Annotated in this window: 12 protein-coding genes; 2 read left to right on the forward strand and 10 right to left on the reverse strand. The window is 62.8% G+C overall.

Features of this window, described 5'->3' with window-relative positions:
• Nucleotides 1-149: 149 nt before the first annotated feature.
• The 5 genes from D6Z43_RS07805 to peaA all read right to left on the reverse strand — a co-directional run bounded on the left by D6Z43_RS07805 (nucleotide 150) and on the right by peaA (nucleotide 6,708).
• Entirely contained in the window at nucleotides 150-1,850 is a 1,701-nt protein-coding gene (locus D6Z43_RS07805; RefSeq protein ID WP_120651401.1) for an AMP-binding protein, read from the reverse strand.
• A gap of 309 nt (nucleotides 1,851-2,159) precedes the next feature.
• Complete coding sequence (gene peaD, locus D6Z43_RS07810) at nucleotides 2,160-3,284, reverse strand: quinohemoprotein amine dehydrogenase subunit beta (protein ID WP_120655215.1); 1,125 nt, start codon at nucleotides 3,282-3,284, stop codon at nucleotides 2,160-2,162.
• Between the two features lie 29 nt (nucleotides 3,285-3,313).
• Nucleotides 3,314-3,637, reverse strand: a complete 324-nt coding sequence (gene qhpC / locus D6Z43_RS07815; protein ID WP_028627367.1) for a quinohemoprotein amine dehydrogenase subunit gamma — start codon at nucleotides 3,635-3,637, stop codon at nucleotides 3,314-3,316.
• Between the two features lies 1 nt (nucleotide 3,638).
• Nucleotides 3,639-5,069 carry a quinohemoprotein amine dehydrogenase maturation protein gene (gene peaB, locus D6Z43_RS07820; protein WP_120651402.1) on the reverse strand — a complete coding sequence of 477 codons (1,431 nt, stop codon included), beginning with the start codon at nucleotides 5,067-5,069 and terminating at the stop codon, nucleotides 3,639-3,641.
• 73 nt (nucleotides 5,070-5,142) lie between these two features.
• A complete protein-coding gene (gene peaA, locus D6Z43_RS07825) occupies nucleotides 5,143-6,708 on the reverse strand; it encodes a quinohemoprotein amine dehydrogenase subunit alpha (protein ID WP_120651403.1) in 1,566 nt (521 codons plus the stop codon).
• Between the two features lie 409 nt (nucleotides 6,709-7,117).
• On the opposite strand from peaA, the gene D6Z43_RS07830 reads away from it, so the two are divergent.
• Both D6Z43_RS07830 and D6Z43_RS07835 read left to right on the forward strand, forming a co-directional pair.
• Nucleotides 7,118-8,611 carry an aldehyde dehydrogenase gene (locus D6Z43_RS07830; protein WP_120651404.1) on the forward strand — a complete coding sequence of 498 codons (1,494 nt, stop codon included), beginning with the start codon at nucleotides 7,118-7,120 and terminating at the stop codon, nucleotides 8,609-8,611.
• A gap of 275 nt (nucleotides 8,612-8,886) precedes the next feature.
• On the forward strand, nucleotides 8,887-9,231 hold the full coding sequence (locus tag D6Z43_RS07835; RefSeq protein WP_120651405.1) for a hypothetical protein: 345 nt from the start codon (nucleotides 8,887-8,889) through the stop codon (nucleotides 9,229-9,231).
• 45 nt (nucleotides 9,232-9,276) lie between these two features.
• Here D6Z43_RS07835 and D6Z43_RS07840 read toward each other — a convergent pair whose 3' ends face one another.
• From D6Z43_RS07840 to feaR, 5 genes are all read right to left on the reverse strand, one after another.
• Nucleotides 9,277-10,827, reverse strand: coding sequence for an amino acid permease (locus D6Z43_RS07840; protein WP_120655216.1), 1,551 nt, complete (start codon nucleotides 10,825-10,827; stop codon nucleotides 9,277-9,279).
• A gap of 161 nt (nucleotides 10,828-10,988) precedes the next feature.
• Nucleotides 10,989-12,362, reverse strand: a complete 1,374-nt coding sequence (locus D6Z43_RS07845; protein ID WP_120651406.1) for a glutamine synthetase family protein — start codon at nucleotides 12,360-12,362, stop codon at nucleotides 10,989-10,991.
• A 315-nt stretch (nucleotides 12,363-12,677) separates the two neighbouring features.
• Nucleotides 12,678-14,168, reverse strand: coding sequence for an aldehyde dehydrogenase (locus D6Z43_RS07850; RefSeq protein ID WP_120651407.1), 1,491 nt, complete (start codon nucleotides 14,166-14,168; stop codon nucleotides 12,678-12,680).
• Between the two features lie 44 nt (nucleotides 14,169-14,212).
• A complete protein-coding gene (locus D6Z43_RS07855; RefSeq protein ID WP_120651408.1) occupies nucleotides 14,213-14,605 on the reverse strand; it encodes a cytochrome c family protein in 393 nt (130 codons plus the stop codon).
• 447 nt (nucleotides 14,606-15,052) lie between these two features.
• A complete protein-coding gene (gene feaR, locus D6Z43_RS07860) occupies nucleotides 15,053-15,973 on the reverse strand; it encodes a transcriptional regulator FeaR (protein WP_120651409.1) in 921 nt (306 codons plus the stop codon).
• Nucleotides 15,974-15,997 lie beyond the last annotated feature (24 nt).

Here is a 15,997-nt window from a genome sequence, read left to right on the forward strand (position 1 = left end):
TGCAGCATTGTAGGGGCTTTACCTGTGGGGGCGAATTCATTCGCCAAGGGCAGCGCAGCTGCCCCATGGGGTTCCGAATGGCAGGACTGTGTCCCGCTTGGCGAAAGAACTCGCACCTACAAAAGAGCGAAGAGTTCTGCCCAACGGCCCTACCGAATCGCCGTCACCTTGCCGTCCTTCGTCGGGGTCAGTTCCTCGATGCTGATCTCGCGCATGCGGAACTTCTGGATCTTGCCGGTCACTGTCATCGGGAAGGCATCCACGAAGCGGAAGAAGCGCGGCACCTTGAAGTGGGCGATACGCTCCTTGGCCCAGGCACGCAGCTCGTCTTCGGTGGCGGTGTGGCCGGGGTGGAACTTGATCCAGGCAACGATCTCCTCTCCGTACTTGCTGCAGGGAATGCCGATCACCTGCACGTCGGCCACCGACGGGTGGGTGAAGAAGAACTCCTCCAGCTCGCGGGGGTAAACGTTCTCGCCACCGCGAATGATCATGTCCTTGCTGCGGCCAACGATGCAGACGTAGCCATTCTCATCCATGGAGGCGAGGTCGCCGGTGTGCATCCAGCGACCCGGATCAATGGAATCGGTGGTGGCCTGCGGGTTGTTCCAGTAGCCCAGCATCACGCTGTAGCCACGGGTGCAGAGTTCGCCGATGGTGCCGCGCGGGACGATCCTGCCCTCGGCGTCGACGATCTTGCTCTCCAGGTGCGGTTGGGTGCGGCCGACGGTGGTCACCCGCAGTTCCAGCTCGTCATCCGGGCCGGTCTGCAAGGACACCGGGCTGGTCTCGGTCATGCCGTAGGCGATCTGCACTTCGCTCATGTGCATCTCGTTGATCACCCGGCGCATCACTTCGATCGGGCAGGTGGCGCCGGCCATGATGCCGGTACGCAAGCTGGAAAGGTCGAACTCGTCACGCTGCGGATGATCCAGTTCGGCGATGAACATGGTCGGCACGCCATAGAGCGCAGTGGCCTTCTCCTCTGCCACGGCACGCAGGGTGGTCAGCGGGTCGAAAGCGTCACCCGGGTAGATCATGGTGGAGCCGTGGGTCACGCAGCCCAGGTTGCCCATCACCATGCCGAAGCAGTGGTACAGCGGCACCGGGATCACCAGGCGATCCTGCTCGGTCAGGCCAAGGCTCTCGCCGACCATGTAGCCGTTATTGAGAATGTTGTAGTGACTGAGGGTGGCGCCTTTCGGGAATCCGGTGGTGCCGGAGGTGTACTGGATGTTGATCGGGTCATCGAACTGCAGGCTGGCCTGACGCTCGGCCAGGGTCTGGTCACTCACCTCGCCCGCCTTCTGCTGAAGTGCAGCCCAGGGCAGGAATGCAGACGGTGGGTTAGCGGCCAGGCTGACCACGCCGCGCAGTTCCGGAAGGCGCTCGCAATTCAGGCTGCCCGGCTCGGCAGCGGCCAGTTCCGGCACCAGGCCGAGGAACATGGCGTGGTAATCGGACGTCTTGAAGGCATCTGCGCAGATCACCCAGCGGCAGCCGGATTGCTTGAGCGCGTACTCCAGCTCGCTGCTGCGGTAGGCCGGGTTGATATTGACCAGGATGGCGCCGATCTTGGCGCTGGCGAACTGGGTGATGCACCACTCGGCGCAGTTGGGCGCCCAGATCCCTAAACGGTCGCCACTGTTCAGGCCCAGCGCGAGCAATGCGCGGGCGTGGCGATCCACTGCCTCGGCCAATTCCTTCCAGCTGTAGCGCAGGCCCTGATGCCTGACTACCAGCGCCTCGCGCTCGGGGAACTGGGCAACGGTGGCATCGAATGCCGCGCCTATGGTCATGGCGAGCAGGTCTTTGTCCTGCCTCCCCCGGGTGTAGCTCTGGTGATTCATGGCTTTCCCTTCTTGTCTTTGTGCTGGGATCGACTCAGATCAACTGGCCTCCAACTACGGCAGAGAGGCCGGGCACGTACTGGGCTTTATTTACCTTTACGTAAACGTAAAGGTAAATAAAGCCGGTTTTCCTGTCTAGTGACTCATTGGTCGGATATGGGTTCGGTCGTCGGGCACCGATGGTCAGGCCTTGACCATTCTGTGGGAGCGAATTAATTCGCGGAGCGGGTTGAAGTCCAGCCAGCCAATTTGCGCGGGGTAACTTCGCTGCCCTTTCGCGAATGAATTCGCTCCCACAAGGTCTGGCCCTTACCTCACGAATACCTGCGTCGTGGTGATCGCCATGTCGCCACCCGGCAGCTTGATGTTCTTGATCTTCTCCAGGCTATCCGGATCGAACACCGCGATGTCATTGAAGGTGCCCGCCAGGTAGAGCCTGGTGCCCTTGGTATTGAAGGCGACGCAGTAATAGGAGTGATCCAGGTTGGCAGCCTTGATCAGCTTCTGCTCCTTGATGTCGTACTTGGCCAGGCGGTTGAGCACGCCGAACATCTGGTTCGGGTCCTTCGGCGAACGCAGTCCGGTGAAGTACAGCTCGGTCAGCGGCGCGAAGTCCTGGACGGTGGCCTTGCCGGTCTTCAGGTCGATGCTGACGAAGCCATAGATGAAGTCGGCGGTGGCCAGGTCCTGTTTCTCGTCCTTGAACTTGGCCGTGGTGTAGAGCATCGAGAACTCGTGGAGCGGTGTCTGGTGCGGCCAGAAGTACAGGACGTCCGGCGCGCTGTAGAGCGGGCGCTGCCAGTTGCGGCCGGGTACCGCCACCTCGTACTTGCCGGTCTTCACATCCATCTTGTAGATGTCCGGCCCGGCGACGAACAGCGATCCATCATCGGCGGCGCGCATCAGGTAGACCTGGCGCGGCATCGGGAAGCTGCGCACGGGCTTGGCATCCAGGCCGTCGCTGGTGCGGAAGACCTCCAGGCGCGGCTGCTTGACCACGTAGTGGTCGCTCATCATCTGGGTCGGGTTGACCGTGGTGTAGAGCTCCTTGCCATCGGGGCTGAGCGCGAAGGAGAACATCGAGCGCACCTTCTCGCCCGGATTGCGCGACAGCTTGGCGTGGAACACGGTCTTGCAGCTGTCCAGGTCGATGCCGTACAGGTCACCGAAGTGGTTGTTGAGGATGAACGCGGTCTTTTTGTCCGGCGCCATCATCGCGGTGCCGGGGCCAAAGGCGTCGGGCAGGCGACAGGTCTTGTACAGGCTGTCGCTGGCCAGATCGACCACGTGCAGGTTGTTCGGGTAGTTGGTGGCGATCATGTATTCATGACCGGACTTCAGTGCCGGGCCTGCTTCATCCGCGGCCCAGGCACTGGTGCCCAGTGCGAGTCCGGCGACAGCGGTCGCCAGGCTGGCGATGGCTTTGAGTTTCATGTGGTTTCCCCTCTTGTTCTTGTCGCCGGTCATTTGTCTTTCGGGAATACGGTGCCGAGGTTGCGCCAGTCCTCTTGCGAGTTGGTCGCCTGGGCGTTCCAGTCCTGGTAGGTGCTCATCATGTCGGGCACCTGGGCCGGCCACCAGCAAGGGTCGGAGCAGCCGTAGAGGTCCGCTTCCATCGGCTGGCAGAGCGAGGCGACGCCGCCGAAGGCGTCCACTTCCCAACCCGGGTCAGTGGTGGCGGTACAACCGGCCACCGCACTCATGGCCATGACTTCTTCGATGCGATCTTCGGCTGCGGCTTTTTCGAGCATTTGCGCTTTGTTGTTGAGCGGCTTCAGATGTTTCATGTCAGTGCGCCTTCCGCGGGGAGATGTAGCTGCTGAGGAAGGCCGGATTGACGGCCATGATGCGGCTGTAGACTTCGATGCCGAAGTCCACCCAGTCGCGCATCAGCTCGCAGTAGTGATAGGTCGGATGAGTGGGGTCGCCGTAGCGGGCGTAGCTCTCGTGGTAGCAGCCGCCGGAGCACAGGTTGCGGATGCGGCAGGTGTCGCAGCCGGTACCGCTGCGGTCCAGGCGCTGGGAGAGGAAATCGTTCAGCTCGACCTGTTTCACGCCACTGTGCACGTTGCCGAAGGTCGGCAGGCTGGAACCGGTAAAGCGGTGGCAGAGGTTCAGCTCGCCCTTGTGGTCCACCGCCAGCATTTTCAGGCCAGCACCGCAAGGCAGCGCCTTCTTGTGGCCCTCGTGGATGTCGGTGATCAACTGGTGCAGGTTGGAGAAACCGATGTTGCGGTGCTCCAACGCTGCCTCCAGGTAGCGACGACCGAGGGCCTTCATGTTGGCGAAGACCTCCACCAGTTCTTCACTGGTCAGGTTGTAGTTCGCCATGTCGCCGGAGGTGACCGGAGCGAAACCGACTTCGGCGAAACCGAGTTCGTTGAACAGGTGGTTCCAGATGGTCTCGACGTCGGTAATGCCACGGGTCAGGGTCACCCGCGCGCCCACCGGGCGGCTGCGATAGCGCGACAACAGCAGATCCACCTTGCGCCGTACCACGTCATAGGTACCCTGCCCGCCCACGGTGATGCGATTGCGGTCGTGCACCGTCTTCGGCCCGTCGATGCTCACCGACAACCCGAAGCGATGCTTGTTGAGGTAGTCAATGATCTCTTCGGTGAGCAGCGTGGCGTTGGTGGTCATGATGAACTCCACCTGCTTGCCAGCCTCGGCGAATCGACGCTCGCAGTAGTCCACCATGTGCTCGATCAGCGGCCGGTTGGACAGCGGCTCACCGCCGAAGAAGACCACGCTGTAGCGCTCCTCGTCGGGCGACTCCTTGAGCAGCATTTCCACCGAAGCCTCGGCGGTTTCCGCGCCCATCTTCTTGCCGGCGGAAGGCTTGTCGAGGTCTTCCTTGTAGCAGTAGGTGCAGCTCAGGTTGCAGCCGGTGTTGACGTTCAGCACCACGGTGTTGAGCGCGGTGCGCTCCACCTTGCTGATGCCGATTTCCGGCGTCAGCGGCGAGCCGTCGCTAACCACTTCCAGCGCGATCAGCTCGCGCAGGGTTTCATCGATGTCCTGCCCGGCGAAACGCCCGGCCAGGCGTTGCACCAGATCCTCGGACGAACAGCTCTGCTGGCGCAGCGCGTCGATGATGCCGCCGGTGATTTCGTCGGCGGCGAACAGCGAGCTGCTCGGGATGTGGAACAGCATGCGGTCGGCATCCACCCGCACTTCGTGCAGGTTGCGTTCGACCAGATTCAAGATTGCGCCCATGGCGACCTCCCGGAAATTTGCCCAATCGTCGTTGCGAATCCGGGCGGGACGAACCCGCCCGAGCCACTGCCGGCTACGGCAGCGGCGGGTTGTTCCAGCGCTGTACGGTGACGATCAGGTGGCCTTCGCCCTTCTGGCCGCCTTCTTCCAGCTCGGCGATCACCTTCAGGTTGCCAGCGTTGTTGGTCATCATCTTGCGCTCCGGGTTCGGACCGGCGCCGCCAGGGATGAACACACCGTCCTTCTGCATTACGCCGGCGAACTTCACGTCCTCGTCTTCCTTGGCGCGCTCGTCGAAAGGCTCCACCGACCATTTCGCCGGCAGGTAACCGATGCGGTAGGGCTTGCCGTCGGCGCCCTTGCCCCAGGCCTCGGCCTCGAAACGGCCCTGAACCTTGGGCGTGGAGCCGCCGTTCTCACCCACGCGGGCGATGGAGAACTCGGGCACCACTTTCACTTCGGCGATGTCCTTGTAGACGGCCAACTCGACGCCATTGAGCTTGCCCAGTGCCACACTGCGCACGCCCGGTGCCGCATCGGCTGCGGCCTTGACCTTGACGCGAAGCTGTTTCGGGGTGACTTCCAGCACCTTCACCACTTCGACACCGGCACCCAGGTCCGGAGTACCGGAAAGGCCACTGCCCACCAAGGTCAGTTCCGCTTCGCTGCCAGCCTTGATGAAGGCGGGCTGCACGGCCAGCAGCTTGGCACTGCCTTCCTTGGCGGCGCTGAAGTCCAGGCCACGCTCATCATGCTCGGCCTCGAACATGCGACCTTTCATCTCGCCGTTCAGGGCAGCGAATACCTGGCGCAGGTTGGTCTCGCCAACCTTCACGTTGCCGCGCCACTCGTAGCCGTTGTAGAGAATGGCCGAGCCACTGCCGTTGAACGGCGTGCCGTCGGCGTACTGGCCTTTCACCTCGACCTTGAAGGTGTCGCCTTCATCGGCGGTCACGGTCATCACGCCGCGCACATCACCCTTGGTCAGCATATGGCCGCTGAAGCTCCACTGCCCCGGCAGGGCATCAGCCTTGGGCTTGGCCTTTTGCCAGTCGGCCCAGGCCTTGTCTTCAAGCGGGAATCGCTTGGCCAGTTCCGGCACCATTTCCTTGAGGGCGAGGTCCAGCCAGTCACGATCGCGGGACTGGGCCTGGTACTCGAGGGACGGCCATTGGCCGAGGTGGAAGTTGACCAGGTGTTCCCACTCCTTGGCCGGGCGGCGCTGCAAGGCGACGCGGGCACCCGAGTGGCAGCGACCGCAGGTCTGACTCAGCTGGTCGTCGAACTTTTCAACCGTGTTCAGCCGACGCTCCATGGCGTAGCGCACACCCTCGGTCTCGCTCGGCGCCAGGCCTTGCTTGTCGGCCAGGTACTTGACCAGGGTGCGGCGGTCATCGTCGCTGATCTTGAGGCCGTGCATCACCTGCATGCGCGCGATGCTCATCAGCCAGCCCTCTGGGGTCTTGCGCTGGTGGCTGATGCGACTGTAGGAATCGTTGCCTTCGGGGATATGGCAACCCATGCACTTGGACTTGAGGAGGGCAGGACCCTCCTCCGCTGCATGGGCCTGGGCGAACATCAGGGACGCCATGGCCAGTGCCAGGGTGCCCGCGTGCTGCCGGAGTCGAGTCGTCTTCAAGGTCAGACCTCCACGGTGTTGTTCTTATGATTTGCACCCCACGGCGGAGCGGGTGCAGTTGTCACGGCAAATACATAATGTGTGCCATGCCAATGAAAGTCTTTTTATAACAACGATTTAGCCTTAAAAATCAGGCTTGGCGGGAATGCTGACGGTGGACCCCGGCGTCTAATTTCGCGACAGACTGTTCCACGCTGAGACTGCACCACGCAGCATCCAGTAAAGGTAGACACTGCGACTGTTCCAGGCCCGTCTCAGCGAGTCTCAAAGTGCAACAGCGAGGCTTTCGACGACGATCGAATAACACCATTAAATTCTTTTTAAATCATAGTCTTATGTTTTATTAACGGCCTTGGCATGGGGGTTGCGAAAGCCGGGTACAACTTCAATGAACAGAGGCTTTCCCCCCATGCTCGCTGACCTGCCCGTCCTTCCCCAGACCCAAGCCTTCCTCAATCGCAAGCTGAAGATGCTGATCGGTGCCCAATGGCAGGACGCCGCCAGCGGCAACACCATGAGTTTCCGCAATCCGGCCACCGGCGAAATCCTCGGTGAGGTGCCCTCCGCCACCGCCGAGGATGTGGACCGCGCCGTGCAGGCCGCGCGCCAGGCCTTCGATGATTCCGCCTGGAGCCGCATGCGTCCGCGCGAGCGGCAGAACCTGCTGTGGCGCCTGGCCGACCTGATGGAGCGCGATGCCCAGGAACTGGCCGAACTGGAATGCCTGAACAACGGCAAGAGCGCCGCCGTGGCCCAGGTCATGGACGTGCAGTTGGCCATCGACTTCCTCCGCTACATGGCCGGCTGGGCCACCAAGATCGAAGGCACCACGGTCGACCCGTCCCTGCCGCTGATGCCGGGCGACCAGTTTCACGGCTACATCCGCCGCGAAGCGGTGGGCGTGGTCGGCGCCATCGTCGCCTGGAACTTCCCCCTGCTGCTGGCCTGCTGGAAGCTCGGCCCGGCGCTCGCCACCGGCTGCACCGTGATCCTCAAGCCCGCCGATGAAACCCCGCTGACCGCCCTCAAGCTGGCCGAACTGGTGCTGGAAGCCGGCTACCCGGCCGGGGTGTTCAACGTCATCACCGGCACCGGCCTGAATGCCGGCGTCGCCCTCACCCGCCATCCGGGCGTGGACAAGCTGACCTTCACCGGCTCCACCGAGGTGGGCAAGCAGATCGGCAAGGCGGCCATGGACAACATGACCCGCGTGACCCTGGAACTCGGCGGCAAGTCACCGACCATCGTCATGCCCGACGCCAACCTCGCCGAAGCCGCCGCCGGCGCCGCCAGCGCGATCTTCTTCAACCAGGGCCAGGTGTGCTGCGCCGGCTCGCGTCTCTATGTGCACCGCAAGCACTTCGACAACGTGGTCGCCGACATCGCCGGCATCGCCAACGGCATGAAGCTCGGCAACGGCCTGGACCCCAGCGTGCAGATGGGCCCGCTGGTCTCCGCCAAGCAGCAAGACCGCGTCACCGGCTACATCAACCTCGGCCGCGAACTGGGCGCCACCATCGCCTGCGGCGGCGAAGGTTTCGGCCCCGGCTACTTCGTCAAGCCGACCGTGATCGTCGACGTCGACCAGCAGCACCGCCTGGTGCAGGAAGAAATCTTCGGCCCGGTGCTGGTGGCCATGCCCTTCGACGATATCGACGAGGTGGTGCGCATGGCCAACGACAACCCCTATGGCCTGGGCGCCAGCATCTGGTCCAACGACCTGTCGGCGGTACACAAGATGATTCCGCGCATCAAGTCCGGCTCGGTCTGGGTCAACTGCCACAGCGCCCTGGACCCGGCCCTGCCCTTCGGCGGCTACAAGCTCTCCGGCGTCGGCCGCGAGATGGGCGCGGCGGCCATCGAGCACTACACCGAGCTGAAGTCGGTGCTGATCAAGCTCTGAGGGCTCCTGTGGGAGCGATTTCAATCGCGAATGAATTCGCTCCCACAAAGGTGCCAAACGACCATTCGGCACCCGGTCCGACACCGTTGTGTGGGTGAAAAAAGCGCCATCCACCCTACGAAAGCCGGCCCCAGTCAGAATGACAACGACTGCTGTCATTCGCACCCTGGTCAAAATGACACTTGAAAACCCAACCTACTGATTTGCATGGGTTTGATTACTGGCACGAAAAATGACCATTCCCCTTCGCCATCCACCATACGAAGGGAACCCCCATGAAAGTCCCCAGCATCACCCTGTGCCTTGCCCTGCTCTCCTCGCCCGTCACTTTTGCCGCAGAAGTGATATCCGAAGTCCCTGACACCACTGTCGGCAAAACGTCCGGCGGCATGACCGGGCTTATGCTCGGCGCCATTGGTGGCCCCATTGGCGCCGTGGCCGGCGCTGCCGCGGGCTACTTTGGCGGCAGCGCCGCGCAGCAATCCAGCGGTCTCGCCGAACCGGCTTACATGGTGAAGATGGATGACGGTTCGGTGCAGCGCTTCCGTTCCCCGGGCAAGCATTTCAAGCCCGGCGACGAGGTCGAGGTGCGCGGCATCCGTCTGGAAGCCGCTAAGTGACGGTGCAGCGCCCCTGACCCGCTGGGCCAGGGGCGCTGCCAAGAGCTACTTGTTCAATGCCGCTTCGGCCGCGGCGATTTCCGCCTGGCGCTTGGCGATCATGTCGCCGATGGGCGGCCCCTGGAAGCGCCGGGCCTCGAACGCGAACCAGACGATTCCCGTAAGGACCAGGAAGCCGATGGTGATGTAGAGCGCCCAGTCATTGGGCGGCTGGATGCCGATGGTGAAAATCAGCGCCATCGAGATGATCGACAGGATCGCCACCAGCGAAAACAGCCCACGCCCTAGATTCCATGGCCCCATGCGCGGCCATTTGGCAGTGCCGAAGGTAAAGAGCCCGAGCACGATGGGAATGACAAAGGAGAAGAACAGGAAGATCACAGTGCACGACACGACGATGGTGTAGACCGGCGTTTCGCCGATGGACACCAGCGACGAGCCCCAGACGAACAGAACCGCCAGGATGGCGCCGGTCCAGATCGCCGCTACCGGAGTGCGGTGGGTCGGCGAGACCGAAGCCAGTGCCTTGGATGCCGGCAGGCCACCGTCACGGGCGAAGGCGAAGATCATCCGAGAAACCGAGGTCACCGTGGCCAGGCCGCAGAGGATCTGCGAGATGAAGATGGCCAGGTAGAGCAGTTCCTTCACCGTCGAATTCACCTGGGTGTCCATGGCCCAGAAGAATACGTTCCAGCCCTGGGCCGCCGCCTGTTCCATGCTTGGCAGCATCAGCACGAAGGCGCTCAGCATCAGCCAGCCGAACAGCAGCGACCAGACCACCGACATCACCATCCCGCGCGGCACGGAATGGGCCGCCTGCATGGTTTCTTCCGAGGTGTGCGCGGAAGCGTCGTAGCCGGTGATGGTGTAGATCGGCAGCAACAGCCCGAGGAGGAAGATCCAGCTGTTGGACACTTCCGGCCAGACATTGCCACCGGCCGCGCCGGAGAAGTTGCCGAAGGTCCACAGACGAGAGAACTCGTAACTGGGCGCGGCGACCAGACAGACGATGGTCAGGGCGATGGCCGTGGCGAAGATCAGGTAGCCCGAGAAGTCCGTGAGCTTGGCCGTCAACCCGATGCCGAAGTGGTTACAAAGCGCCTGCCCGCCGGTAAGGATCGACAGGAAGATGATGCGTGTGGTGATGGTGTCTTCCATGCCCAGCATCGGCCCGAAGGCACCGAAGAAGAAGTAATAGGTGCCGACGTTGATCGCACCCAGTACCGTCACCAGCCCCAGCAGGTTGAACCAGGCGGTGAGCCAGCCCGTGAAGCGATTGCCGAGGATCGAACCCCAGTGGTACAGCCCGCCGGCGGTGGGATAGGCCGAGGCAATTTGGGCCATGGCCACGGCGAACACACCAGAGATCATGCAACCCAGGGGCCAGCCGATGCCGATGGCCGCGCCGCCGGCGCCGGATGTGCCCTGAGCCAGCGAGTTGATGCCGCCGGAAAGGATGCAAATGATGGAGAAGGAAATCGCGAAATTGGAGAAGCCGCCCATCCGTCGCGACAGCTCCTGGGCATAGCCCATGCTGTGCAACAGCTTGACGTCATCATCCTGATGCGTGGAGCCGTGTTGGCCTGCAGGATTCATCTTGGGTGCCCTTTGGTTTGGATTGGCAATGGATTGCTCCATGCGGCGGTTCGGGCACCTTCCCCGCCTGCACTGCGACAGCCTGTCGTATTGCTCCAGTCCCCTTTACAAACCGGTCAACCAGCGTGCCCGAACCCGCCGCTTGCCGGACAGCGAATCTGTCAGTAACGCTCGAATCCGCGCTGCAACTCCCAGTCGGTGATGCGTCGGTCGTACTCTTTCTGCTCCCATTCGGCGGTGTGCACGTAGTGGTCGACCACCTCGTCGCCGAAGGCCTTGCGCAGCATGTCCGAGCCCTTGAGGGCGGCAGTGGCTTCGCGCAGGGTCTTGTCGACCTCCGGGAGCTGGTCATTCACATAGGCATCCCCCTCGAATGGAGCACCCAGTTCAAGCTTTTCATCGATGCCTGCCAGGCCGGCGGCGATCAGCGCGGCAAAGGCGAGATAGGGATTGAGGTCGGCACCACCGATACGACACTCGATGCGCACCGACTTGCTGCCCTCGGCGCAAAGACGGAAACCGGCAGTGCGGTTGTCACGGCTCCACACCGCGCGCGTCGGTGCGAAGGTCCCGGCCTGGAAGCGCTTGTAGGAGTTGATGTAGGGCGCGAGGAAATAGGTCACCTCGCTGGCGTACTTGAGCTGCCCGGCTACCCAGCCGCGCATGAGTTTGGACATGCCGAACTCGTCCTTGGGATCGTAGAACAGCGGCTTCTTGCCCTTCTTGTCCCAAAGCGAACTGTGGATGTGGCAACTGGAGCCGGCCAGGTCGTAGCGCCACTTGGACATGAAGGTGATCGACTTGCCCTGCTGGTACGCGATTTCCTTGCAGGCGTGCTTGATGATCGCGTGGCGGTCGGCCATGGTCAGGGCGTCTGCATAGCGGACGTTGATCTCTTCCTGCCCCGGCCCCCATTCCCCTTTCGAGTTCTCGACCGGCACACCGCTGGCTTGCAGGTGCTTGCGAATCGCCCGCAGCACCGGCTCCTCACGGGTGGTCTGGAGGATGCTGTAGTCCTCGATGTAGTGCGCGGCCGTCTTCGGATGGCTGTAGTTGCGCTTGTGGATGGCGTCGTAGCTTTCATCGAAGAGATAGAACTCCAGCTCCGAGGCGAACATCCCGGTGTAACCGCGCTCGGCCAGCCGCGCCACCTGCTTCCTGAGGATGGCGCGCGGACTGTGGGGCAGGTCTTCGCGGTGGTGATGATCCAGTACGTCGCAGAGCACCAGCGCCGTACATTCCAGCCAGGGCACCCGACGCAGGGTGCTCATGTCGGGCTTCAGAACGAAGTCACCGTAGCCCTTGCTCCAACTCGCCGCCGCGTAGCCGGGCACCGGCTCCATGTCGATGTCGTCGGCCAGCAGGTAGTTGCAGCAGTGGGTTTCTTCGTATGCGCTGTCGACGAAGAACTCAGCCTGGAAGCGCTTGCCAACCAATCGTCCCTGCATGTCCACCATGCAGGCCAGCACCGTATCGATCTCGCCGCTGGCTACGGCTTTCTTGAGTTCGTCGAAGCTGAGGAGTGGTTCGCTCATCTGGCGGTCCTTCGATGGGGGGACTGCCGAAAGCTTAGTTCAGGAATGGAAAGTGCAAGGATTACCCGCACCAGGACGGTGCGAACGGTGCAGATCGGGGAACTTGCGGGGGTTTTAGCGGCCGTCTCGGACTCGTCACATCACTGTGGGAGCGAACTCATTCGCAAATGCGGACCGAAGGTCTGCCAATCGATTTTGCAGGGGGCGACCGCGTCGCTCTTCGCGAATGAATTCGCTCCTACAGGGGAACGGTTCGGCGCCACTCAAAAAAAACCGGCAGGCGTGAAGGCGCCAGCCGGAAATCGAGGGTTTGGATCAGTGGGAGATGCAGACCGACTTCAGCTCGGTGTACGCCTCGATCACTGCGCGGCCGAACTCGCGGCCCATGCCGGACTGCTTGACGCCGCCGAAGGGCATGTTCGGGTCCAGCAGCACGTGGGCGTTGACCCACACGGTGCCGGCTTCGATACGCGGTACCAGGTTCATCGCCTTGGACAGATCGTTGGTCCAAAGGCTGGCCGCCAGGCCGTAAACGCTGTCGTTGGCCAGTTCGATCATGGCGTCCTCATCGGTGAAGGGGATCACCGACAGCACCGGGCCGAAGACCTCTTCGCGAGACACGGTCATGTCGTGGTTCACGTCAGCCAGCACGGTGGGCTGGACGAAGAAACCCTCGCCTTCCAGGCGCTCGCCGCCGGCCACCACGCGGGCACCTTCCTGGCGGGCCAGGTCGATGTGCTTGAGCACGTTCTGCTGCTGCTTGAACGACACCAGCGGGTTGATCGCCGCTTCCTGGTCCATGCCCGGGCCGATGGAGAGACCTTTCACCGCAGCGGCCAGGCCCTGGACGAATTCCTCGTAGATGGACTGGTGCACGTAGAAGCGCGAGGCCGCGGCGCAAACCTGGCCGTTATTCAGCAGACCGCCGAGCAGCGCGCCCTGCACCGCCTTCTCCACGTCGGCATCGGCCAGCAGGATCATCGGGTTCTTGCCGCCCAGCTCCAGAGCGAAGCGGGTCATGTTCTCCATGCAGGCCACGCCAACGCTCTTGCCTACAGCGGTGGAACCGGTGAAGGACACCTTGCTGATCAGCGGGTGCGACGCCAGGGCGTTGCCCACGGTGCTGCCGCCGCCGGTGACGACGTTGAACACGCCCGCCGGGATGCCCGCCTCGAAGGCCAGTTCGGCCAGGCGCAAGGCGGTCAGCGGGGTTTCGCTGGCGGGCTTGATGACCACGGTGCAGCCGGTGGCGAGCGCCGGCATTGCCTTCCAGGTGGTGATCATCAGCGGGAAGTTCCACGGCACGATGCCGGCGACCACACCCACCGGCTCACGACGAGCGAAGGCCGTGAAGCGCGAGCCCGGTGGGATCGGGATCGACACGTCCATGGTCTGGCCTTCGATCTTGGTCGCCCAACCAGCCATGTAGCGCATGAACTCGACGGTAGCGCCGACATCCAGCATGCGTGACATGTTGATCGACTTGCCCTGGCTCAGGGTTTCCAGCTGGGCCAGCTCTTCTGCATTCTCTTCCACGAGGGCGGCGAAACGCAGCAGGATGCGCTCGCGATCGGCCGGACGCAGGCCGGACCAGACGCGAGACTTGAACGCCTTGTGGGCGGACTGCACGGCACGATCCAGGTACTCCAGCGGCACGTCCGGCACGTGGGAGATGGCTTCGCCGGTAGCAGGGTTCAGCACCGGGGTAGTCGGGCCTTCCGGCAGCACCCACTGGCCATCGATGAAGCAACCGTGGCGGCGCTCCAGGAATGCCGCCACCTGCGGCAGAATTTCAACCTTGCTCATGCTCGATCCTCTTTAACCGTGGGCCGGGCGCCTGCCCGGCACCATCATTTCTGTGCGCCCAGGAAGCAGCCGACCGCGCGACGATCGTCAGCGCTGGCCATACCGGCATAGGGCATGTAGGTACCGGCGACGAAGCCCTGGGGTTGGGCAATGAACTGCTCCAGGCTGTCCAGCTTCCATTCCACCGCTTTGGTCTTCATCGCCTGGGAGTAGCTGAAACCAGCCAGACTGCCGGACGTGCGTCCGTACAGGCCGTGAAGGTTCGGGCCCATCATGGTCGGGCCACCCTGCTTGGCCGAATGGCATACCGAGCAGTCGCTGCCGAACAGCGTCTCGCCCTTCTGCACCTGTTCCGGCGCGCAGTCCGCCGCCAGCACCGACTGGGCCATCAGCAGCGACAGCACGCCGAACAGTAGCCCCTCATTGCGTTTGTGCATCTACTCACCACCTCGATCATCTACAAGCCCGCCCGCGCTGCCACTACGGCACACGCGGAAACAGGGCCGATGTCCGGATTCTCGGCGCTGACGGGATTCGAGGTTTTTTTGTGTGTGCCAGACGTGTTGGCAGGGCTGCCAGGTGTTGGCGGCAGGGAAATCTGTAGATGGGGCGAATTCGTTCGCTATGTCTGCGTTAGCTGTTGCGAGAGATTTACCATCGAGCCAAGAGCGTTGTAGGAACTGGCTTGCCGGCGAAACGCGGCCATTCGCTGGCAAGCCAGCTCCTACGGGCAGTGCAGTTGCTTGCAACACGTCATGCAGACAGAGCCAATTCATTCGCCAGGTAGGACGCAGTCCTGCCCTGCAACCTCTCTGGGGGCAGCTGCGCCGCCCTTGGCGATTGAAATCGCCCCTACAGGGCCACTGCCTCCCCTACAACAACGTTCAAGCCTGGCTGTACTGCTTGCGGTACTCGCTGGGCGACACGCCGAAACGCGCCTTGAAGGCGGTGGAGAAGTAGCTGGAGTCAGTGAAACCCCAGGCGTAGCCAAGGGCGGAGAGTTTCTGCTCGCCACCAGAGTGGCGGAGGCTTTCGGCGCAGAAGTCCAGGCGACGGTTCTTGATGTACTGCGCCACCACCAGGCCCTTCTTGGCGAACATGCGGTAGAGGCCACGTACCGAAACCCCCACTTCGCGAGCGATGGTTTCCGGGCAAAGCTCTTCGGCGCAGATGTTCTCGTCGATGAAGCGCAGGGTCTTGCGGAACAGGCGCTCGTGGGCATCCTGCTCGGCTTCGGCTGAGCTCAGGGCCGGGCGCAGCAGACTGATCATTGCCTCCAGGGTGGCTTCGCTCTCGGGCAGGCTGAGGCTGTCCTGACGGGTCGATTCGATGATCAGCCGATTGGCCATCACCGCCACGGGCGAGCTGGCCGGAATGCGCTGGGCACAGCGCACGCCGGAGAAGCGCAGGCCCTGCTCCACGATGTGGCGCGGCACGATCAGCGACAACTGGCGAGAGTTCTCGTGATAGACGAAGTCACTCGGCAGCGTGGAGTCGATCAGGGTGATGTCGCCGGGTGCCAGCTCGATGCTGTTACCGGCCTGTTCCATACCGGCGCGGCCGGCGAGCTGGAAGGCCAGGTAGAAGTGCTTGCCTTCGCTCTGCGCCACTTCCTTGGGCGTGCGGAACAGGCGCGCTTGGGCCACGTCCACGAAGCTCAGCTTGATGGCGCCGGCCTTGTGCTCGCGGATCGCCCCGGAAAATTCCGAGCCAAGCAACTTGGCCCCGAAACGGCCGCAGACCTGGTTGATGCCTTGCAGCCACTCGTCGAAGCGGTCTGCCCTTACTGATTGTGCACTCATCATGGCTTTCTCAGCCTCACGCTAGGC

Source organism: Pseudomonas sp. DY-1 (assembly GCF_003626975.1).
Lineage (GTDB): Bacteria > Pseudomonadota > Gammaproteobacteria > Pseudomonadales > Pseudomonadaceae > Metapseudomonas.

Coding starts and splice junctions, on each gene's coding strand:
- D6Z43_RS07805 (WP_120651401.1), bottom strand. CDS start 1,850: ATGAATCACCAGAGCTACACCCGGGGGAGGCAGGACAAAGACCTGCTC.
- peaD (WP_120655215.1), bottom strand. CDS start 3,284: ATGAAACTCAAAGCCATCGCCAGCCTGGCGACCGCTGTCGCCGGACTC.
- qhpC (WP_028627367.1), bottom strand. CDS start 3,637: ATGAAACATCTGAAGCCGCTCAACAACAAAGCGCAAATGCTCGAAAAA.
- peaB (WP_120651402.1), bottom strand. CDS start 5,069: ATGGGCGCAATCTTGAATCTGGTCGAACGCAACCTGCACGAAGTGCGG.
- D6Z43_RS07830 (WP_120651404.1), top strand. CDS start 7,118: ATGCTCGCTGACCTGCCCGTCCTTCCCCAGACCCAAGCCTTCCTCAAT.
- D6Z43_RS07835 (WP_120651405.1), top strand. CDS start 8,887: ATGAAAGTCCCCAGCATCACCCTGTGCCTTGCCCTGCTCTCCTCGCCC.
- D6Z43_RS07840 (WP_120655216.1), bottom strand. CDS start 10,827: ATGAATCCTGCAGGCCAACACGGCTCCACGCATCAGGATGATGACGTC.
- D6Z43_RS07845 (WP_120651406.1), bottom strand. CDS start 12,362: ATGAGCGAACCACTCCTCAGCTTCGACGAACTCAAGAAAGCCGTAGCC.
- D6Z43_RS07850 (WP_120651407.1), bottom strand. CDS start 14,168: ATGAGCAAGGTTGAAATTCTGCCGCAGGTGGCGGCATTCCTGGAGCGC.
- D6Z43_RS07855 (WP_120651408.1), bottom strand. CDS start 14,605: ATGCACAAACGCAATGAGGGGCTACTGTTCGGCGTGCTGTCGCTGCTG.
- feaR (WP_120651409.1), bottom strand. CDS start 15,973: ATGATGAGTGCACAATCAGTAAGGGCAGACCGCTTCGACGAGTGGCTG.